At 73.3% G+C, this 18,038-nt stretch carries 20 protein-coding genes and 1 pseudogene; 13 read left to right on the forward strand and 8 right to left on the reverse strand.

The window, feature by feature from the left end; all coding sequences use genetic code 11:
• Window positions 1-167 precede the first annotated feature (167 nt).
• Genes DTB53_RS15800 through DTB53_RS15810 form a run of 3 tightly spaced genes read left to right on the forward strand, consistent with a single transcriptional unit; the run spans window position 168 to window position 3,099 of the window.
• Complete coding sequence (locus DTB53_RS15800) at window positions 168-1,769, forward strand: 4-coumarate--CoA ligase family protein (RefSeq protein ID WP_012379639.1); 1,602 nt, start codon at window positions 168-170, stop codon at window positions 1,767-1,769.
• Window positions 1,766-2,500, forward strand: coding sequence for an enoyl-CoA hydratase family protein (locus DTB53_RS15805; RefSeq protein WP_012379638.1), 735 nt, complete (start codon window positions 1,766-1,768; stop codon window positions 2,498-2,500). The genes DTB53_RS15800 and DTB53_RS15805 overlap by 4 nt, the downstream gene beginning before the upstream one ends.
• Window positions 2,488-3,099 carry a TetR/AcrR family transcriptional regulator gene (locus DTB53_RS15810; RefSeq protein WP_003967192.1) on the forward strand — a complete coding sequence of 204 codons (612 nt, stop codon included), beginning with the start codon at window positions 2,488-2,490 and terminating at the stop codon, window positions 3,097-3,099. Before DTB53_RS15805 ends, DTB53_RS15810 begins: the two co-directional genes overlap by 13 nt.
• A gap of 52 nt (window positions 3,100-3,151) precedes the next feature.
• On the opposite strand, the gene DTB53_RS15815 is transcribed toward DTB53_RS15810, so the two are convergent.
• The 3 genes from DTB53_RS15815 to DTB53_RS15825 all read right to left on the reverse strand — a co-directional run bounded on the left by DTB53_RS15815 (window position 3,152) and on the right by DTB53_RS15825 (window position 4,496).
• Window positions 3,152-3,577, reverse strand: coding sequence for a nuclear transport factor 2 family protein (locus DTB53_RS15815; RefSeq protein ID WP_012379636.1), 426 nt, complete (start codon window positions 3,575-3,577; stop codon window positions 3,152-3,154).
• A 70-nt stretch (window positions 3,578-3,647) separates the two neighbouring features.
• Window positions 3,648-4,031: a VOC family protein gene (locus DTB53_RS15820; RefSeq protein WP_003967190.1), complete on the reverse strand. Its 384-nt coding sequence runs from the start codon at window positions 4,029-4,031 to the stop codon at window positions 3,648-3,650.
• A 45-nt stretch (window positions 4,032-4,076) separates the two neighbouring features.
• A complete protein-coding gene (locus DTB53_RS15825) occupies window positions 4,077-4,496 on the reverse strand; it encodes a GNAT family N-acetyltransferase (protein WP_012379635.1) in 420 nt (139 codons plus the stop codon).
• 225 nt (window positions 4,497-4,721) lie between these two features.
• Here DTB53_RS15825 and DTB53_RS15830 point away from each other — a divergent pair, with 225 nt between their 5' ends.
• From DTB53_RS15830 to DTB53_RS15845, 4 genes are all read left to right on the forward strand, one after another.
• Window positions 4,722-4,943, forward strand: coding sequence for a DUF6243 family protein (locus tag DTB53_RS15830; RefSeq protein WP_003967188.1), 222 nt, complete (start codon window positions 4,722-4,724; stop codon window positions 4,941-4,943).
• 209 nt (window positions 4,944-5,152) lie between these two features.
• Complete coding sequence (locus DTB53_RS15835) at window positions 5,153-5,575, forward strand: hypothetical protein (protein WP_042496459.1); 423 nt, start codon at window positions 5,153-5,155, stop codon at window positions 5,573-5,575.
• Window positions 5,576-5,751: 176 nt separating this feature from the next.
• The gene (locus DTB53_RS15840; RefSeq protein WP_042496455.1) at window positions 5,752-6,336 is read left to right on the forward strand and encodes a DinB family protein; all 585 of its coding nucleotides are present in this window, start codon (window positions 5,752-5,754) and stop codon (window positions 6,334-6,336) included.
• Window positions 6,337-6,380: 44 nt separating this feature from the next.
• On the forward strand, window positions 6,381-6,635 hold the full coding sequence (locus tag DTB53_RS15845; RefSeq protein ID WP_012379632.1) for a DUF6332 family protein: 255 nt from the start codon (window positions 6,381-6,383) through the stop codon (window positions 6,633-6,635).
• A 114-nt stretch (window positions 6,636-6,749) separates the two neighbouring features.
• Here the strand turns inward: DTB53_RS15845 and DTB53_RS15850 are convergent, their stop codons facing one another.
• A complete protein-coding gene (locus DTB53_RS15850) occupies window positions 6,750-7,916 on the reverse strand; it encodes an alanine--tRNA ligase-related protein (protein ID WP_012379631.1) in 1,167 nt (388 codons plus the stop codon).
• 273 nt (window positions 7,917-8,189) lie between these two features.
• Between DTB53_RS15850 and DTB53_RS15855 the strand changes: the two are divergent.
• Window positions 8,190-8,348: pseudogene (locus DTB53_RS15855) on the forward strand (methyltransferase domain-containing protein); the annotation flags it as partial.
• An 84-nt stretch (window positions 8,349-8,432) separates the two neighbouring features.
• Here the strand turns inward: DTB53_RS15855 and DTB53_RS15860 are convergent.
• Window positions 8,433-9,065, reverse strand: a complete 633-nt coding sequence (locus tag DTB53_RS15860) for a helix-turn-helix domain-containing protein (protein ID WP_003967179.1) — start codon at window positions 9,063-9,065, stop codon at window positions 8,433-8,435.
• Between the two features lie 117 nt (window positions 9,066-9,182).
• On the opposite strand from DTB53_RS15860, the gene DTB53_RS15865 reads away from it, so the two are divergent.
• On the forward strand, window positions 9,183-9,881 hold the full coding sequence (locus tag DTB53_RS15865; protein ID WP_012379629.1) for a class I SAM-dependent methyltransferase: 699 nt from the start codon (window positions 9,183-9,185) through the stop codon (window positions 9,879-9,881).
• A gap of 61 nt (window positions 9,882-9,942) precedes the next feature.
• Here DTB53_RS15865 and DTB53_RS15870 read toward each other — a convergent pair whose 3' ends face one another.
• Both DTB53_RS15870 and DTB53_RS15875 read right to left on the reverse strand, forming a co-directional pair.
• Window positions 9,943-10,476, reverse strand: coding sequence for a VOC family protein (locus tag DTB53_RS15870; RefSeq protein ID WP_012379628.1), 534 nt, complete (start codon window positions 10,474-10,476; stop codon window positions 9,943-9,945).
• A gap of 98 nt (window positions 10,477-10,574) precedes the next feature.
• Complete coding sequence (locus DTB53_RS15875; protein ID WP_003967176.1) at window positions 10,575-11,678, reverse strand: citrate synthase 2; 1,104 nt, start codon at window positions 11,676-11,678, stop codon at window positions 10,575-10,577.
• A 331-nt stretch (window positions 11,679-12,009) separates the two neighbouring features.
• Between DTB53_RS15875 and pdxH the strand changes: the two genes are divergently transcribed.
• Both pdxH and DTB53_RS15885 read left to right on the forward strand, forming a co-directional pair.
• Window positions 12,010-12,651 (forward strand): pyridoxamine 5'-phosphate oxidase, encoded by a 642-nt coding sequence (gene pdxH / locus DTB53_RS15880; RefSeq protein ID WP_012379627.1) that lies wholly within the window; start codon window positions 12,010-12,012, stop codon window positions 12,649-12,651.
• Window positions 12,652-13,217: 566 nt separating this feature from the next.
• On the forward strand, window positions 13,218-14,660 hold the full coding sequence (locus tag DTB53_RS15885) for a PAS domain-containing protein (RefSeq protein ID WP_012379626.1): 1,443 nt from the start codon (window positions 13,218-13,220) through the stop codon (window positions 14,658-14,660).
• A gap of 92 nt (window positions 14,661-14,752) precedes the next feature.
• On the opposite strand, the gene DTB53_RS15890 is transcribed toward DTB53_RS15885, so the two are convergent.
• The gene (locus DTB53_RS15890) at window positions 14,753-15,508 is read right to left on the reverse strand and encodes an SIS domain-containing protein (RefSeq protein WP_003967173.1); all 756 of its coding nucleotides are present in this window, start codon (window positions 15,506-15,508) and stop codon (window positions 14,753-14,755) included.
• 209 nt (window positions 15,509-15,717) lie between these two features.
• Between DTB53_RS15890 and DTB53_RS15895 the strand changes: the two genes are divergently transcribed.
• Together DTB53_RS15895 and DTB53_RS15900 are read left to right on the forward strand one after the other, a co-directional pair.
• Window positions 15,718-16,410 (forward strand): iron-dependent transcriptional repressor DtxR, encoded by a 693-nt coding sequence (locus tag DTB53_RS15895; RefSeq protein WP_003967172.1) that lies wholly within the window; start codon window positions 15,718-15,720, stop codon window positions 16,408-16,410.
• Window positions 16,411-17,056: 646 nt separating this feature from the next.
• The gene (locus tag DTB53_RS15900; RefSeq protein WP_012379625.1) at window positions 17,057-17,923 is read left to right on the forward strand and encodes an alpha/beta fold hydrolase; all 867 of its coding nucleotides are present in this window, start codon (window positions 17,057-17,059) and stop codon (window positions 17,921-17,923) included.
• Window positions 17,924-18,038 lie beyond the last annotated feature (115 nt).

Here is an 18,038-nt window from a genome sequence, read left to right on the forward strand (position 1 = left end):
GACAGGACCTGGGGAGTGTCCGGCCCCGGCCCGCCCCGGCCGGAGAGAAACGTGTCCGACCTCTCCCCATCCCTCTCCCACAGGGGTGATTCTGACCCTCCACACCCGCACGGCGTCCCGCGCCGCCACCCGGGCGGCGCGGTCCACCGCGACGACAGGGGACCGCCATGGTGTTCCGCAGCGAGTACGCAGACGTACCGGCCCTCGACACGCCCATCCACGACGCGGTCCTCGGCGGGGCCGCCGGGTTCGGCGACACCGTCGCCCTGATCGACGGCACGAACGGGGCCTCCCTCACGTACGCCCAACTCGACGGTTTCCACCGGCGGATCGCCGCCGCGCTCGCCGGGGCGGGGCTGCGGAAGGGCGACGTCCTCGCCCTGCACAGCCCGAACACCATCGCCTACCCGGCGGTCTTCTACGGGGCCACCCGCGCCGGCGCCTCCGTCACCACCGTCCACCCGCTGGCCACCCCCGAGGAGTTCGCCAAACAGCTCGCCGACAGCGGGGCGAAGTGGATCGTCACGGTCTCCCCGCTCCTGCCGACGGCCCGCCGCGCGGCCGAACTGACCGGCGGGGTGCGGGAGATCTACGTCTGCGACCGGGCGGAGGGGCACACCTCCATCCAGGACATGCTCTCCTCCACCGCCCCCGAACCGGAGATCACGATCGACCCCGGCGAGGACGTGGCGGCCCTCCCGTACAGCTCCGGCACGACGGGCACGCCCAAGGGCGTGATGCTGACGCACCGGTCGATCGCGACCAACCTGGAGCAGCTCAGACCGTTCATCCCCATGGGCGAGGGCGACCGCATCCTGGCCGTCCTCCCCTTCTTCCACATCTACGGTCTGACCGCCCTGATGAACGTCCCGCTGCGCTGCGGCTCGACGGTCGTCGTCCTGCCCCGCTTCGACCTGGCGCAGTTCCTGGAGGCCATCCAGACGCACCGCATCTCCGGTCTGTACGTGGCCCCGCCGATCGTGCTGGCGCTGGCGAAGCACCCCTTGGTGGCGGAGTACGACCTGTCCTCGGTCCAGTACGTCGTGAGCGCGGCGGCCCCGCTGGACGCCGAGCTGGCGGCGGCGTGCTCCGCCCGCCTCGGAGTCCCCGCGGTACGGCAGGCCTACGGCATGACGGAGCTGTCGCCGGGGACGCACGTGGTGCCGCTCTCCGTCGAGCACCCGCCGCCGGGGACGGTCGGCAAGCTGCTGCCGGGCACCGAGATGCGGATCGTCTCGTTGGAGGACCCGGCGCAGGACGCGGCGCGGGGGGCGGACGGCGAGATCCTGATCCGGGGCCCGCAGGTGATGAAGGGCTACCTGGGCCGCTCCGACGCCACGGCCGCGATGATCGACGACGACGGCTGGGTGCACACGGGCGATGTCGGCCGGGTGGACGAGGACGGCTGGCTGTACGTCGTCGACCGGGTGAAGGAGCTGATCAAGTACAAGGGCTACCAGGTCGCCCCGGCCGAGCTGGAGGCACTGCTCCTCACCCACGAGGAGGTCGCGGACGCGGCGGTGATCGGGGTGTACGACGCGGAGGGCAACGAGGTCCCGAAGGCGTTCCTGGTCCGCGGCCCCGGGGCGGACGCGCTCACGGAGGACGAGGTGATGGCGTACGTCGCCGAACGCGTCTCCCCGTACAAGAAGGTGCGGCGGGCCGAGTTCATCGAGGCGGTGCCCCGGGCGGCGTCCGGGAAGATCCTCCGGCGCGAGCTGCGCGACCGGGAGAAGACGGATCATTCGGGAACATCGGAGGAGAAGTGACCCTGATCGTACGGACGGAGGAGCGGGGCGTCGCGACCCTGACCCTGGACTCCCCGGCCAACCGCAACGCGCTGTCGGCGCGGCTGGTGGCGCAGGTGCGCGACGCCCTGGCGGACTGTGCCGGCGACGACACCGTGCGGGCGGTGCTGCTGACCCACACGGGCTCGACGTTCTGCGCCGGGGCGGATCTCAAGGCGCCGCCGGATCCGGCGGCGTTCGTGGCCCTGATGCGCCAGATCGTGGCGCTGCCGAAACCGGTGGTGGCCCGGGTGACGGGCCATGTCCGGGCGGGCGGCCTGGGCCTGTTGGCGGCGTGCGACATCGCGGTGGCGGGCGAGGGGGCGTCCTTCGCCCTGACGGAGTCCCGCCTGGGCCTGGCTCCGGCGGTGATCTCCCTGACCCTGCTCCCGCGCGTGGACCGCGCGGCGGCGAACCGCTACTACCTCACCGGTGAGCGCTTCGACGCGGCGGAGGCGGCGAGGATCTCGCTGGTCACGGAGGCCGCCGAGAACGTCGACCAGGCCCTCGCCCCCGTCCTGGACGGCCTGCGCCGGGCCTCCCCGCAGGGGCTGGCCGCGTCGAAAAAGCTGGTCACGGCTACGGTGCTGAGGGGCTTCGACCAGTACGCCGAAGACCTCGTCGTCCGCTCCGCAGCGTTGTTCGCCTCCGACGAGGCGAAGGAGGGGATGACGGCCTTCCTCGAACGACGGGACCCGGCATGGGTGCGGTGACACCACCTTCCAGCCCTGTGAAATCCGCCCACACGCCCAAGCAGGACCGCAGCCGGGCGACCCGGCAGCGGCTCCTGGAGGCGGCGGTGGCCTGCCTGGCCGAACACGGCTGGGCGGGCTCCACCGTCTCCGTCGTCGCCGAACGGGCCGGCGTCTCGCGGGGCGCGGCCCAGCACCACTTCCCCACCCGCGAGGACCTGTTCACCGGCGCGGTGGAGTACGTCGCCGAGGAGCGCTCGGCCGCCCTGCGCGCGCTCCCCGTGCAGGGCCGCGCCGAGGTGGTGGCGGCCCTGGTCGACCTGTACACGGGTCCGCTGTTCCGGGCTGCGCTCCAGCTCTGGGTGGCCGCCTCCAACGAGGCGCAGCTCCGCCCGCGCGTGACGGAACTGGAGGCGCGGGTGGGCCGCGAGACCCACCGCATCGCGGTGGAACTCCTCGGCGCGGACGAGTCCCGCCCGGGCACCCGGGAGACGGTCCAGGGCCTCCTGGACATGGCCCGCGGCCTGGGCCTCGCCAACGTCCTCACCGACGACACGGCCCGCCGGGAGCGCGTGGTGGCGCAGTGGGCGGCGCTGGTGGAGGAGGGGCTGGGGCGGTAAGCCGTACGGGGCTTTGGGGCGGTCGGGCGGCACGGCCCTGCCGGGGGCGGGGTCAGGCCGGGCCGTCGGGGGCGGGCGGGGTGCGGTCCGGGGAGCCCGCACCGGCCGGCACGGGCGTCGCCTGGTGGTAGTACATCCGCCACGCCGTCTCCCCGGCCCGCCTGCGCCACAGCGAACTCCGGCGGGCCCGTGCGCCGTCGAGCACGGTCTCGTACGTGAGGTGCACCAGTCCGGGCCCCAGCACCTCCCCGGCCATGTCGGACGGCTCGTGGCGCGGACGGTCCGCGCCCCCGCCGTCCAGGCCGGGCAGCGCGCTGAGCATCTCCTCGTACGTCCACCGTCTGCCGGAGGCCCCGACCTCGACGAACTCCGGGTCGAGCAGCGCCCCGGCGAGGGACCGGGAGGCGCGGACGGCGGGGTCCATCAACCTCAACTCGCCGGCGATCGCCGCGTTCACGTCTTCGGATTCCTGACTCATCCGGCCATCCTCGCCGATGACACCGGGCGTCGTCGGCCCCGGGCGTCGTCCGGGCCGGGCGGCGGAGGCGTCAGGAATCCGTGGCGGCCCGGTCGGACGCGCTCCGCAGGACGCAGAACTCGTTGCCTTCGGGGTCGGCGAGGATCGCCCAGCCCGAACCGTCGGCATTCCGGTGATCACCGACGAACGTGGCGCCGAGCTCCAGCAGCCGGTCCACCTCCTGATCGCGCGAGGTCTCCGGCCGCAGGCACAGATGGAGTCTGTTCTTGACCGTCTTGGCCTCGGGCACCTGGTTGAAGTACAGCACCGGGCCCTCCGCGAGCAGCACCTGCGCCTCCCGGACGCCGGGCCGGTCCTCCGGGTGCAGCGGACGCCCGGTCACACCGCTCCAGAACCGGGCCAGCCCGTAGGCATCCGCACAGTCGATCGCCACGTTCTGCACCACCGAAACCATGCGGGCCAGCCTTCCTGATCCTCCCGCCGAACGCCACCGCCTCGTTCACACCGTGCGGTGCATGCCCACCGAGGCGGGTGCGGTCTCGCGGAAGCCGAACTTCCGGTACAGGTGCCGGGCGTCCCCGTCGGCGATGAGGGAGACGTAGGCGCCGGCCGGGGCCCGGCGCTCCAGTTCGCCGATCAGCTCCGCCATGATCCGCTTCCCGAGGCCACGGCCCTGGTGGCCGGGGAGGACGCAGATGTCGACGACCTGGAAGAAGCAACCGCCGTCGCCGATCACCCGCCCCATACCGACCGGTTCACCGTCGTGGCGGACCTGGACCGCGTGCCAGGTGTTCGGCAGGCCCAGCACCGCGCCCTCGGCGGGCATCGCGCTCAGTCCCGCCGCGGGCCGCAACCGCAGATAGGTCTCGACGGTGGGCAGCTCGACGGAGAGTTCGTAAGGGTCATTGGTCATCTGCATACCTTACATGCGGAGGAGGTGCGGCAGTCGTCGCACGGAACGCCCGGTGTGCGGGGGTGACGGAACCGGGTAACGTCTTCGTCATTCCAGCCGCCGATTGACGCGCGAGCGCGTGATGGGCCGCCGCTGACGTCCTGCCGACGTCGCCGCCCGTCCCCCACCGGCGAGAATCCGTGGATCACCGCCTGTCCCTTCCACCCCTTCACCTGACCACCGGGAGAACCCGTGACCGTGAGCAAGAACATCAACAACCCCGTGGGCCAGGGGGGCGGCCAGCGCAAGCGGCAGTCCCGCGCCGAACGGCAGAACAACGGACCCCACCGCAACCTCGACCGCCGGAGCGCGGCGGACCAGAAGGCGGAACTGGTGCGCAAGATGCGGGAGAAGACCGGTGCGGCCGACGTCGAGGGCGACGGCGGTCCGGGAACGACGCCTCGAACCTCTTGACGCTCCGGGCCCGCCGGCACCCGGGACTCCGGCCCGGCGGGCACCGCGCCCCGGGTCGCAGCCGCGGGCAGGTCCCGCCGGTGGGCCGATTACCTCGGAGGTAATTGAGGCACTCCGGGAGGGCCGCCTACCTTCGGCGTTGTTCGGAGACCCCACGACGGGGTCGCTTCCATCCGGGCAACTCCCTGGTGCACGAGAGGAAGACGGCAATGACTTCGACGCGGTACGACGCGGTGGGCTCCTACGCGGGGGCGGCGGGATCCGACGGGTTCGCGAGGCTGGCGCTCAAGCTGGACGCGGTGGTCACCGGCCTCAACGGCATCGCCTATCTGGCGCTCGCCACGGTGCTCGACTCCTTCTTCGGCGTGACGACGGCGGTCCAGTACCCGGTCGGGGCCTTCCTGGTCCTCTACTCGCTGGGCGTGCTCGCCGTCGGGACGCGGACGGAGATCAACCGCACCGGACTGGCTGCGGTCGTCGTGGCGAACCTGGTGTGGGTCGTGGCCAGCCTGGTGGTGGCGGTATCCGGCGCGCTGTCCCCCACCGGCGCCGGCACGGTCTGGATCGTGCTGCAGAGCCTGACCGTCGGCGGCTTCGCCGCCCTCCAGTACATCGGGCTCAAGCGGATGTGAGCCCGTCCGGACCGGGTCCGGGCGTTCACGGGGAGGACGACGGCCGCACTGCTCGTCGGACGGGCTCCCCCCAGCAGGTCAGGGCGGAGGCCGGGGCCGGTCTCGGCCCCGACCGTCGTTCGAGGGGCCCTGAGGGATCTTGAAAGCACGGTCGGCCGGTGGCAGGCTCGCGCCCCATGATCGAGGAATACGCGAAGGACCACCTGCACGGGAGGCTGCGGCGGGACCGCGCGGCGCTGCTCTGGAAGATCGACGACCTGTCCGAGTACGACGCCCGCCGGCCCCTGACCGCGACCGGGACCAACCTCCTCGGCCTGGTCAAACACGTGGCCACCGTGGAGGCCAGGTACTTCGGCGAGGTCTTCGGCCGCCCGTCCCCGGAACCGCTGTCCCGGTGGCAGGACCACGACGGCAGCGACCAGTGGGCGGCCGAGGACGAGACCCGCGAGCAGATCATCGGGTTCTGCCGGCGCACCTGGGCCCACGCGGACGCGACGATCGACGAGCTTCCCCTCGACGCCCCGGGCCACGTCCCGTGGTGGCCGGCCCCCCACGGAGACACGAACCTGTTCGTCGTCCTGGTCCACGTGCTCGGCGAGACCAACCGGCACGCCGGGCACGCCGACATCCTGCGCGAGGGCATCGACGGCCGGACCGGGGCACGCCCCGAGCACGAGCAGCGCATCGACGAGGAGGCCAGGGCGGCCTACCGCGCGAGGATCGAGCGGGCCGCCAGGACGGCCGCACCGGTCGAGGCGTAGCGAGCGTTCTGTCCGGATCCCGGTGGTGCTGCGAGGATTCCCGCATGGACAGGGGACGTGAGTCGCGGTGGGAGAAGGACGCGATGACGGTGGAGATCGGCTTCGCCCTGGTGACGGCCGTCGCCCTCGCCGCGGCGGTCTTCGCTGTCCCGCTGGCCCTCACCCTGGTCTTCGACCTCTCCGACGCGGCGTCCGAAGGCGTACGGACCGCAGGGGCCCTGACCGGAGCTGCGGCCGGAGTGTGGCGTCTGGTGCGGGTGCTGTGGCGCTTCGACGTGGAGCGCCGCAAGGGACACTGACGGCACGACACGAACCGCGTGGGCCGTGCGGCGGGATCGGCCGCGGGAGGAGCAAGGGCCTCGCCCTGCCCGGGGGTTGGGCCGGGGCGGGGCGGAGCAGAGCAAGCAACTTGCTCACTCCTCGCGCAGGCTCAGGACCAGCTCCCGGGGCAGCCCGTGGGTGTCGTGGAGGTAGCGGAGGTCCTCCTCGGACAGCGTGCCTCGGAACCTGGGCTTGGCGAGCACCCCTCGGCCGCGCTCCAGAAGCCCGCGGAACCGGTGTTCCTCTTCGATCAGCATCCGGAGCACGTCGTCCGGCCGCAGGTCCTGCCGGAAGTGGTCCAGGGTGTGCTCGACCAGTTCCACCGGCAGGTCCCCGACGCCGCGCGAGGGGTCATCGCGCCACAGCACGGTCAGTACCCGGCGCACCAGTCGGCGCAGCACATAGCCCCGCCCGGTGTTGGCCGGGCGTACGCCGTCGCCGAGGACCACGACGGCCGAGCGCAGGTGGTCGCAGACCAGGCGCAGGGAAGGTTCGTCCAGCGGCCACCGGGCGGGCACCAGGCGGCGCCAGGGGTCGAAGACGTCGCAGGCGAAGACGGACGACTCGCCCTGGAGGAGGGAGGCCAGCCGCTCCAGGCCGAGGCCGGTGTCGACGTTGCGCCGGGGGAGCGGGACGAGGGAGCCGTCGTCGAGCCGTCGGTGGGTCATCGTGACGTGGTTCCACACCTCGACCCAGCGGTCGTCGCGGGTGGGCGTCGACCGCGGCGGGCCTTCGCCGGTCCACAGGAAGATCTCCGAGTCGGGGCCACAGGGGCCGGCCGAGTCGTTGGGCCACCAGTTGTCCTCCACGGTGAGTTCCACGGGGACGCCGAGTCCCTGCCACAGCTCGACGGAGGCGGTGTCCGGACCCGTACGGCCGTCACCGCCGAAGGCGGTGGCGTACAGCAGACCGGGATCGACGCCCAGGCCCTCGGTGAGCAGCCCGTACCCCCAGTCGAGGCTGCGCGGGCCGCCGTAGTCGCCCAGCGACCAGGTGCCGAGCATTTCGAAGACCGTCAGGTGGGTGGCGTCCCCGACCTCGTCCAGGTCCGTGGTGCGCAGACAGCGCTGTACGTTCACGAGCCGCCGGCCCAGCGGGTGGGGGCGGCCCTCCAGGTACGGCGTGAGCGGGTGCATGCCGGAGGTGGTGAAGAGTACGGGGTCACCGTCGGGCGGCAGCAGGGTCGAGCCGGTGATGCGGCGATGGCCGCGCTCCTCGTAGTACTCGACGAACGTGCTGACCAGTTGGTCCGTGCGCATGGGGGTGGCTCCTTCACGTGACGACGGGAAGGCGCCGGAGAACGGGACCCGCTCGGTCACCCGGCCGGGGCCAGAGGCTCCACGGCACTGCCGACGGACCGTTTCCGGTCGCCGGGGGGAGGGAGAAGGTCAGACGGCGGCAACCGGCGAGCTGGTCGCTCGCGCGGTCGCGGTGGTGCGTGGGCCGGTGACGTTCATACGGACGACGGTAACGCGGCTCCGCCGCCGGAGCACGCGGATTTTCCGGCCCCCGCCCTGCGCCCCGGGCTCTGCGGGCCCGGGTTCCTGTGGGAGGAGATCGAGCAGGTCTGGTGGGAGTACGAGGCGGTGGGACGGCCCGACGCCGGGCAGTTCGGGCTGACCGTGACCGACCGGGGACAACAGGTCTGGCTCCGCGACCCCGGCAACCTCGTCCGGCCCGGCCGGGCGTGACCCGCTGACGGGATCCAAGGCCTGGGGGCGCATCCGCCATCGCCCCGGGCCCCGTCATCCCGAGGCGTCTTCGCCCCGGACACGTCACGCCGGTCCCCGCTCCCGGCCCTGGTGGGCCCTCAGGTGGGCCCGTTCGCCCTGGTGGCCGAAGAGGACCAGGAGTTCGACCGTCCGGTCGTTGTCGGGGCCGAGCCAGTGCGGTACGTGGGTGTCGAACTCGGCGGCCTCGCCCGGCTTCAGGACCAGCGTGCGTTCGCCCAGGATCAGGCGTAGGCGGCCCGCCAGCACGTACAGCCACTCGAAGCCCTCGTGGGTCCGCAGGGTCGGCTCGGTGTCCGGGCCCGGCGGGATCAGCAGCTTGTGGGCCTGGACGCCGCCCGGGCGGCTGAGCGGCACGTAGGTGAGGCCATCGCGGGTGACCGGGCGGAGGTGGATGCGCGGGTCGCCCGTGCGGGGTGCGCCGACCAGTTCGTCCAGCGGTACGGCGTGGACCTCCGCCAGCGGCAGCAGCAACTCCAGCGTCGGCTTGCGCGTGCCGCCCTCCAGGCGGGACAGGGTGCTCTCGCTGATCCCGGTCCGCTCGGCCAGTTCGGCGAGGGTCATTCCGTGCCTGCGCCGCAGTTCGCGGAGGCGGGGGCCCACCGCGGCCAGGACGCCGTCCTTGGTGGTCCCGGCGCCCCGCGGGGCCCGCCCCGCTGCGTCTTCCTCGGTTGCCATACCCGCCAGGTTGCCGAAACGGCATGGGAGCTTGCAAGGGAGGCAGGCCGGGGCGCACCTTCCTGTCCAGCGGGGCGGCTCGTCCGGGGCGGCCCCACCGGCAGGAAGGGACCAGCCATGAGCAGCGACACCGCCGATTCCGGCGCCACCACCGAGGCCGCCGGCGCCACCGACTCCGCCGCCTTCTGGGAGAACCACTACGCCGGCGTCGACCCCCGGTGGGGCACCCGCCCCAACGCGGTCCTCGCCGAGGTCGTCACCGCCCTGGCCCCCGGGCCGGGCGGCGGAGACGGCGGCGCACGGGCGCTGGACCTGGGCTGCGGGCACGGCGGCGACGCGCTCTGGCTCGCCTCGCTCGGCTGGGACGTCACCGCCGTCGACGTCTCGTCCACCGCCCTGGGCCGGGTCGCCGCCGGAGCCGCCGAGGCCGGGCTGGCCGACCGCGTCCGCCCGGTCCGGCACGATCTGGCCCGGACCTTCCCCGAGGGGACCTTCGGTCTGGTGACGGCCGGCTACTTCCACACCCCCGTCGAGATCCCCCGCGAGCAGGTGCTCCGGCGGGCCGCCGAGGCCGTCGCCCCCGGCGGCCTGCTCGTGCTGGTCGAGCACGCCTCGCTCGCCCCCTGGTCCTGGCGGGACGGCCACGAGGACGTACGGTTCCCCGCCCCCGACGACGTACTCGCCTCCCTGCGACTCGACGACGGATGGCGGACCGAGCGGTGCCACGCGCCCCGGCGGACCGCCACCGGGCCCGGCGGTGAGACGGCGACCGTGACCGACAACGTCATCGCCGTTCGCCGGGGCGACCGCCCCTGACCCTTCAGACGGGGCCGGCGGCGGCAGAGCGGAGACCGAAGGTCCACGGCGGGATCCCGGGCTACGACGCCGTGTCGGGCTCAGCCTGCCGTGCCGCCCCGGCAGGGCCGGGGGCAACCGCTTCCTGGATCGTCAGCCGGTCCTGCTCGGCGATCTCCCGCGTCTGCTCCGCCACCCACTCGGGGCTGATCGCCGGGGGTTCGCCCGGGGCCTGTTCGTTCACGAACAGGCAGAACGGGTGGCCCACCGGGTCGAACAGCACCCGTACGTCGTGCTGCGGCTGGAAGTTCGCCGGTGTCGCGCCCTCCGCGACCGCGTGGGCCACGGCCGTCTCCAGGTCCTCCACCTCGAAGTCCAGGTGCAGCATGATCAGCTGGTCGCCGGGGGAGGCGGGCCAGGCCGGGGGCACGTACGCCTTCTCCGTCTGGAAGCCCAGGCCCGAGCCGCCGCCGGGCGGCAGCAGCTTCACCCAGCCGGGCTCCTCCTGGACGGTCTCCCACCCCAGGAGGCGGCGGTAGAAGTCCGCCAGCTCCGCCGCGTCCGGAGCGTCGAGAACCGTGCTGGACAGGGTCAGGGACGGGCGGGGCGTGCTCATGGTCTGCCTCCTCGTGCCGGGAATGCGCCGGGAACGTGCCGGTACGCCTACCCCGCACCGGCACGTTCACCGCCCCGGGAACACCCCCGGCCCCGGGCTCAGCCCGCGACGATGTCCTCGTACCCGTCGATCTCGCGCGGGTTCCGCGTGCCCGGGCCCACGTACGTCGCCGACGGGCGCACCAGGCGGCCCGTGCGCTTCTGCTCCAGGATGTGCGCCGACCAGCCGGCGGTCCGGGCACACGTGAACATCGACGTGAACATGTGCGCCGGGACCTCCGCGAAGTCCAGCACGATCGCCGCCCAGAACTCCACGTTCGTCGCCAGGACGCGGTCGGGACGCCGTGCGTGCAGCTCCTCCAGTGCCGCCTTCTCCAGGGCCTCCGCCACCTCGAAGCGCGGCGCGGCCAGCTCGCGGGCCGTGCGGCGCAGGACGCGGGCGCGCGGGTCCTCGGCGCGGTAGACGCGGTGGCCGAAGCCCATCAGGCGCTCACCCCGGTCCAGGGCCTGCTTCACGTACGCGGTCGCGTCGCCCGTGCGCTCGATCTCCTCGATCATGCCGAGGACCCGGGACGGGGCGCCGCCGTGCAGCGGGCCCGACATCGCGCCCACCGCACCGGACAGGGCCGCCGCCACGTCCGCGCCGGTCGAGGCGATGACCCGGGCCGTGAACGTCGAGGCGTTCATGCCGTGCTCGGCCGCCGACGTCCAGTACGCGTCGACCGCCTTCACATGCTTCGGGTCCGGCTCACCACGCCAGCGGATCATGAAGCGTTCGACGACCGAGTGGGCCTTGTCGATCTCGCTCTGGGGCACCATCGGCAGCCCCTGGCCGCGCGCCGACTGGGCGACGTACGACAGCGCCATCACCGCCGCCCGCGCCAGGTCGTCGCGGGCGGTCGCCTCGTCGATGTCCAGCAGCGGTTTCAGGCCCCAGACGGGGGCGAGCATCGCGAGCGCGGACTGCACGTCGACCCGGATGTCACCGGAGTGCACCGGGAGCGGGAACGGTTCGGCGGGCGGCAGCCCGGGGTTGAACGCCCCGTCCACCAGCAGGCCCCACACGTTTCCGAACGAGACGTGGCCGACGAGGTCCTCGATGTCGACCCCCCGGTAACGGAGCGAACCGCCTTCCTTGTCCGGTTCGGCGATCTCCGTTTCGAACGCGACGACTCCCTCAAGACCGGGTACGAAGTCGGACATCAGGCGGCTCCCTCAGTTCGGCGGGCGGCGGGCGGGCGGCAGACCCGGTTCGGCGGCCGTGGCGTACGGAGTGTGCACGTACCCGGAGGCGCGTGCGTGTACCCGGGAGGCCGCCGCTGTGCGAAGACCACAGGGGCCTGCCCCAAGATTTTGGCGGGTTCCCACGGAGCGGGGAAGCGTGACATCCGGCACAGGGCTCCCTTTCGGCGGAGCGTGGTTACGGGACCTCCCGGCCGGGCACACTCCGCCACTGCGGCAGGATGGGCCCGTGCCCACACCAGAAGGTTCTCCGGGACCCCTCCCCGACGATTGCACCACCGATCCGGCGGCGATGCGCGAGCAGTACCGCTCGGAGGACTTCACCGAGCGCGACCTCAGCCCCGACCCGATGGACCAGTTCGCCCGCTGGTTCCGCCAGGTCGCCGTCGGCGGGGTGCTGCACGAACCCAACGCGATGATCGTGTCCACCGCGGCCCCGGACGGCCGCCCGTCCTCGCGCACCGTGCTCCTCAAGCAGTACGACGAGCGCGGCTTCGTCTTCTTCACCAACTACGACTCCCGCAAGGGCCGTGAGCTGGCCGCCAACCCGTATGTCTCGCTGCTGTTCCCCTGGCACCCGATGGCCCGCCAGGTCATCGTCACCGGCACCGCCCTGCGCACTTCCCGCGAGGAGACCGTGGCCTACTTCCGCACCCGCCCGCACGGCTCCCAGCTCGGCGCGTGGGCCAGCGCCCAGTCCACCGTTGTCGGCTCCCGCGAGGAGCTGGTCCGCCGCTACGAGGAGCTGTCCGCCCGCTACTCCGAGGGCGAGAAGGTCCCGGCCCCGCCGCACTGGGGCGGCTTCCGCGTGGTGCCCGAGACGATCGAGTTCTGGCAGGGCCACGAGAACCGGCTGCACGACCGGCTGCGGTACGTGAGGGAGGGCGACGGGCCGGGCGACGGACAGTGGCGCGTGGAGCGGCTCTGCCCGTGATCCGCGCGCCGTGCGCGGCGGGGCGTTCACGCACGGCGTGACTGCCCCGAGCGGCGTGCCCGGTCGGAAAACGCAGAAACCCGCAGGCTCTGGATCCTCCGTGCACAGAGGAGCCGGCCGGACTTACCGGCGAGCCTGCGGGTCGGTGACTGCTTGGGATTGGCCGGCGTCCGGCCTGCACTGCAGAAAGAGTGCGACGACGGGCGTCAGCCCGCAGCCACCTCACGAGTCCGAGAAGAAATCACTTCTGGAACACCTCCTTTCCTGTGTGCCCACAGACTAGGAGCGTCCCGGATCACGGTTCAAGTTATTTATCCGGCGACTTTTCCCCGCCGGTCCACCCGCCCGGTCGGTGACGCCGGCCGGGCGGAACGCTCGGTGGGTCGGGCCTCGTTCGGGCGGGTGGCGCGAAGTCGATGGGAAGCGGCCGGAAGTCCACCGGCGGAAGAAATGATTTCGTCGAAGTCGATGTGTGCTGGGTCACGTTCGAGTTCAATGGTCTGACGTGCGGCAACACACGCGGCGACGCGTGGGAAAACGGCGGACGCGTGTCGCGGGGGTGCGGAGTGGGTGCTTTCAGCAGCAGCGGGACCACCGACGAGCTCGGGCCGGACGAGGATTCCGGCGGCGGGCCCCCCGGTGGCTCCGCCGACCCCGGCTCCCCGGCCGGCGGGCGCGCGGTCCCCGGCGCACCCGACGGGTCCGAACTGCTGGCGGCCCTGCTCGACGGCATGGACGCCGCGCTCTGCGCGTTCGACGCGGCCGGCACGGTCACCCACTGGAACCGCGAGGCCGAACGCATCCTCGGCTGGACGGCGCAGGAGGCCGTGGGGCGGACCGGCTTCGCGGGCTGGGCGGTGCGCAGGGCCGACGCGGACGCGGTGCGGGACCGGCTGATGTCGGCCATGGACGCGCCCGGGCGGCAGGTGCACGAGTTCGCGCTGCTGCGCAAGGACGGCGGCCGGGTGCTGGTGCGGACCCAGTCCTCCGGGGTGCGCGGCGCGGACGGGAAGCCGGCCGGGGTCTACTGCGCGTTCAGCGAGGTGCACGCCCAGGTCGACCTGGAGCGGGCCATCGCGCTGAGCGAGGCGCTGCTGGAGGACGCGTCCTGGGGTGTGGTCCTCGTCGACGTGGACCTGCGCCCGACGGTCGTCAACGCGTACGCGGCCCGCGCGCTCGGCGGGGGCCGCACCACGCCCCTCGGCCGTCCGCTCGGCGAACTGGTGGTCCAGGGAGTGGAGGAGCTGGAGGCCGCCCTGCACCATGTGCTCGCCGAAGGCGCCCCGACCGCCCCCGCCGAGCTGTGGGTGACCCTCCGGACGGCGGAGGGCGAACGCCGCCGGTGCTGGCGCAGCGGGTTCCTCCGGCTGGCCTCGCCGCTGACTGAAGAACCGGTTCCGCTCGGGGTGGGGTGGCTGTTCCGGGACATCACCGCCGCCAAGCTCGCCGAGCAGGAGGCCGACCGGCTGCGGTTCCGGACGAGCCAGCTGCACCGGGCAGCCCGTACGGCCTCCGAGTGCGAGGACCCGATGGAGGCGGCGACCTCCCTGCTGGACTTCGCGCTCGCCGGGTTCGCCGATCACGTCCTGGTCGACCTGGTGGCGGGCGATCCGACGGCGGACGGGCGCCTGGTGCGTACCGCGGGAACCCCCTTGGACGGGCCCGGCCCGTGCCTGCTGGTCGCGGGCGGCTCGATCCCCGTCCGCTACGGCCCCGGACACCCGGCCCTCCAGGCCGTCGAGCGCGTCGGCTCGGTCCGTACGAGCGCGGGCGCCGGGGCCTCGGGAGGAGCGGCGGCCTGGGCGACCGAGCGCCGCTGGCCCGGGGACGCGGCCCACGCCCTGTGCACCGTGCTCCGGAGCCGGGGGCGGACCCTGGGCGTGCTGACGTTCCTGCGCGCGGCGAACCGGGCCGCCTTCGAACGGCCCGACACGGCGTACGCGGAGACGGTCGCGGCCCGGGTGGCGGGCGCCGTCGACCTGGCGCGGGCGGTGCGACCCGCCCTCTGAGCGACTCCGGCCCTGCGACCCCTGCCGGCCCTCCGAGGGGAGAGCCCCTCCCGGAGAGCCGGTGAACACGTTCCCCGAGGGGCGGGGACTCCTCAGTGGCGGTAGAAGATCCGGTCCCGGTACTCCGTCATGACCCGGCCGTTCCACTCGTGGCCGCCGTCGACGTTGCCCGAACGCAGCATCGGCGGCTCGATGCCCCGGGCCACCAGCTGCTCGACGGCGGCGGCCAGCATCGCCTGCATGATCGCGCTGGTCACCACGGTCGATGCGGGGGCGAACGGGGCCTCCACGCCGGGGGCCGTCAGCTCGGCGTCGCCGATCGCGATCTTGCTGTCCAGGACGATATCGCAGTGGTCGCGCAGGAAGCCGCCCGAGGCGTGCCGGGAGCGGGTGTTCTCCGCGTACGCGACCGAGGTGAGGCCGATGACCTTCAGCCCGAGGGCGCGGGCGTTCTGCGCCATCTCCACCGGCAGGGCGTTGCGCCCGGACAGCGAGACGATGACCAGGAGGTCCCCGGCGGTGGCGGGGCTGGAGTCCAGGACGGCCGAGGCGAGCCCGTCCACCCGCTCCAGGGCCGAACCGAGCGTGGCGGGCATGACGTCCACGCCCACCGCGCCGGGCACGGTGAGCAGGTTCATCAGCGCCAGCCCGCCCGCCCGGTAGACGACGTCCTGGGCGGCCAGCGAGGAGTGGCCCGCGCCGAAGGCGAAAAGCCTGCCGCCCGACGCGACGGTGTCCGCGACGGCTGCGCCGGCGGCGGCGATGCTGTCCGACTCCTCGTCCCGCACCCGCGTCAGCAGGCCGATCGCCGCATCGAAGAACTGACCGGCCAGCTTGCTGTCGCTCATCGGGGGAGCCCTTTCGACGGGGGTGCGGCGGTGCGGGAATGCCGGTGCCGCCGATCACGTTGCGGTCTGGACCAGTGGGCTGTCAATAGCGCCCCGGGACCCCGTCCGCACGCACTTGCACCGGGGCGGCACGGTTGTCGGCGCTATGCGTCAGAATTGGTGCAGGGCCATCGCACGACGTTTTCTAGTCACAGCATCGAGGGGCACGAATGTCCGGACTGATCGACACCACGGAGATGTATCTCCGCACCATCCTCGAACTGGAAGAGGAAGGCGTGGTCCCCATGCGCGCCCGCATCGCCGAACGGCTGGACCAGAGCGGTCCGACCGTCAGCCAGACGGTGGCCCGCATGGAGCGCGACGGACTGGTCCAGGTCGCGGGGGACCGCCATCTGGAGCTGACCGAGGAGGGCCGCCGCCTCGCCACCCGCGTCATGCGCAAGCACCGGCTCGCCGAGTGTCTGCTCGTGGACGTCATCGGCCTGGAGTGGGAGCAGGTGCACGCCGAGGCCTGCCGCTGGGAGCACGTGATGAGCGAGGCGGTGGAGCGGCGGGTGCTGGAGCTGCTGCGCCACCCGACGGAGTCGCCGTACGGGAACCCCATCCCGGGCCTGGAGGAGCTGGGCGAGAAGGCCGAGGCCGATCCGTTCCTGGACGCCTCCATGGTGAGCCTGGCCGATCTGGACCCGGGCGCCGAGGGCAAGACCGTGGTGGTGCGGCGGATCGGGGAGCCGATCCAGACCGACGCCCAGCTGATGTACACGCTGCGCAGGGCCGGGGTGCAGCCCGGGTCCGTCGTCAGCGTGACGGAGTCGCCCGGCGGGGTGCTGGTCGGCTCCAGCGGGGAGGCGGCCGAGCTGGACTCCGAGGTCGCGTCGCACGTCTTCGTCGCCAAGCGCTGACCCGGCGCCGCCGGGCGCCCGCCCGGCACGGGCGCGTCCGCCCCTCCCGGGCCGGGCGGGCGCCCGGCGGCGCGTCGGGCCGCGGCAACACAACCGTGATGTGCGCGCGCCGATTTCCCGTCCGGAATGGCAGCGGCCGGACGCGTCACATGCCAGGCTGAGGCCAGGCAGAGGACCTGAGGGTGTCGGCCGGCTCCGGCCGGCACGGTCGGGGAGGGAGCAGGGAATGCGCCCGTCGTACCACCACGCGCACCGCGCGGTGCCCGGCGCGCTGCTCCATGCCCTGCGCAATGCCCTGATCCCGGCGGGTGCGGGGCGGTTCGCGCCGCGGCTTGCCATCGTTGTCGGAGGCGTCGGGGACGCCCCCCGGACAGCGGGCGGCCCCGGCGTCCGTAGCCGCCGGGGCCGTTCCTCCCCTGTGCTGACCCGGAGCCCCGAGCTCTCAAGGTCAGTTCCCGCGGGCCCCTGTCCCCGAGCGGCCCGCCTCCCGTTGAAGATCTCCCCAGGCCGGTCGGCATCAATCCTTGACGGGTGTCACTCGAACGTGGGGTCTTCGGTGACGGGACCTCGTTTTCGAATAAGAGTTCGATAGCCTGGCGGGGCGCGACCACACGGTGATCGAGGACCAGAAGGGGGTGCCAGGACTATGGTGCGGCGCATCGATGTGACCGGGACCGACGGCGTACGCCTCGCGGCATGGGAGTTCGCCGATCCGCCCAAGGAGCGCGCGGAAGCGGCCGGTGCTCCCGGGGTCTTACTGCTGCACGGGCTGATGGGCCGGGCCTCGCACTGGGCCCCGACCGCCCGCTGGCTGGCCGAACGGCACCGCGCGGTCGGCCTCGACCAGCGGGGCCACGGCCGCAGCGAGAAGCCCTCCGACGGCCCGTACACCCGCGACGCCTACGTCTCCGACGCCGAGGCCGCGATCGAACAGCTCGGGCTCGGCCCCGTCACCGTCGTCGGCCACGCCATGGGAGCGCTCACCGGCTGGCAGCTCGCCGCCAAGCGCCCCGACCTGGTCCGGGCCCTCGTCGTCTGCGACATGCGGGCCTCCGCCCTCGGCGCGGCCTCCCAGCGCGAGTGGAGCGACTGGTTCGCATCCTGGCCGCTGCCCTTCGCCACCCTCGCCGACGTACGGAAGTGGTTCGGCGAGGACGACCCCTGGGTGGAGCGGCCGAACCCCTCGCGCGGCGAGTTCTACGCGGAGGTGATGGCCGAGCGGGAGGACGGCTGGCGCCCCGTCTTCTCCCGCCGGCAGATGCTCCGCACCCGCGCCACCTGGGTCTTCGACGCCCACTGGGAGGAGCTGGCCCAGGTCCAGTGCCCCGCACTGGTGCTGCGCGGCCTCGACGGGGAGCTGGGCCGCGCCGAGGCCCAGGAGATGGTCCGGGTCCTGCCCCGCGGCCAGTACGCGGAAGTGGCGGACGCGGGCCACCTCGTCCACTACGACCAGCCGGACGGCTGGCGGGCCGCGGTGGAGCCGTTCCTGGAGCAGCTGGGGGCTGTTCCGTAGCCCGGGGGCGACCGGGACGACGGCCGTCGGCCGGTCTCCCGTAGCCCCGGTCGGCCGCGCCCCAGCCCCCAGCCCTCAGTCCGCAGCCCCCGGTCTCCGGTCCGCGGCCCCGGCC

Origin of the sequence: Streptomyces griseus, assembly GCF_900460065.1 — a bacterium.
GTDB lineage: Bacteria > Actinomycetota > Actinomycetes > Streptomycetales > Streptomycetaceae > Streptomyces > Streptomyces griseus.

What these genes read in the sequence shown, in the direction of transcription:
- DTB53_RS15800 (WP_012379639.1), top strand. Translation starts at nt 168, where the DNA reads ATGGTGTTCCGCAGCGAGTACGCAGACGTACCGGCCCTCGACACGCCC.
- DTB53_RS15810 (WP_003967192.1), top strand. Translation starts at nt 2,488, where the DNA reads ATGGGTGCGGTGACACCACCTTCCAGCCCTGTGAAATCCGCCCACACG.
- DTB53_RS15815 (WP_012379636.1), bottom strand. Translation starts at nt 3,577, where the DNA reads ATGAGTCAGGAATCCGAAGACGTGAACGCGGCGATCGCCGGCGAGTTG.
- DTB53_RS15820 (WP_003967190.1), bottom strand. Translation starts at nt 4,031, where the DNA reads ATGGTTTCGGTGGTGCAGAACGTGGCGATCGACTGTGCGGATGCCTAC.
- DTB53_RS15825 (WP_012379635.1), bottom strand. Translation starts at nt 4,496, where the DNA reads ATGCAGATGACCAATGACCCTTACGAACTCTCCGTCGAGCTGCCCACC.
- DTB53_RS15835 (WP_042496459.1), top strand. Translation starts at nt 5,153, where the DNA reads ATGACTTCGACGCGGTACGACGCGGTGGGCTCCTACGCGGGGGCGGCG.
- DTB53_RS15840 (WP_042496455.1), top strand. Translation starts at nt 5,752, where the DNA reads ATGATCGAGGAATACGCGAAGGACCACCTGCACGGGAGGCTGCGGCGG.
- DTB53_RS15845 (WP_012379632.1), top strand. Translation starts at nt 6,381, where the DNA reads ATGGACAGGGGACGTGAGTCGCGGTGGGAGAAGGACGCGATGACGGTG.
- DTB53_RS15850 (WP_012379631.1), bottom strand. Translation starts at nt 7,916, where the DNA reads ATGCGCACGGACCAACTGGTCAGCACGTTCGTCGAGTACTACGAGGAG.
- DTB53_RS15860 (WP_003967179.1), bottom strand. Translation starts at nt 9,065, where the DNA reads ATGGCAACCGAGGAAGACGCAGCGGGGCGGGCCCCGCGGGGCGCCGGG.
- DTB53_RS15865 (WP_012379629.1), top strand. Translation starts at nt 9,183, where the DNA reads ATGAGCAGCGACACCGCCGATTCCGGCGCCACCACCGAGGCCGCCGGC.
- DTB53_RS15870 (WP_012379628.1), bottom strand. Translation starts at nt 10,476, where the DNA reads ATGAGCACGCCCCGCCCGTCCCTGACCCTGTCCAGCACGGTTCTCGAC.
- DTB53_RS15875 (WP_003967176.1), bottom strand. Translation starts at nt 11,678, where the DNA reads ATGTCCGACTTCGTACCCGGTCTTGAGGGAGTCGTCGCGTTCGAAACG.
- pdxH (WP_012379627.1), top strand. Translation starts at nt 12,010, where the DNA reads ATGCGCGAGCAGTACCGCTCGGAGGACTTCACCGAGCGCGACCTCAGC.
- DTB53_RS15890 (WP_003967173.1), bottom strand. Translation starts at nt 15,508, where the DNA reads ATGAGCGACAGCAAGCTGGCCGGTCAGTTCTTCGATGCGGCGATCGGC.
- DTB53_RS15895 (WP_003967172.1), top strand. Translation starts at nt 15,718, where the DNA reads ATGTCCGGACTGATCGACACCACGGAGATGTATCTCCGCACCATCCTC.
- DTB53_RS15900 (WP_012379625.1), top strand. Translation starts at nt 17,057, where the DNA reads ATGGTGCGGCGCATCGATGTGACCGGGACCGACGGCGTACGCCTCGCG.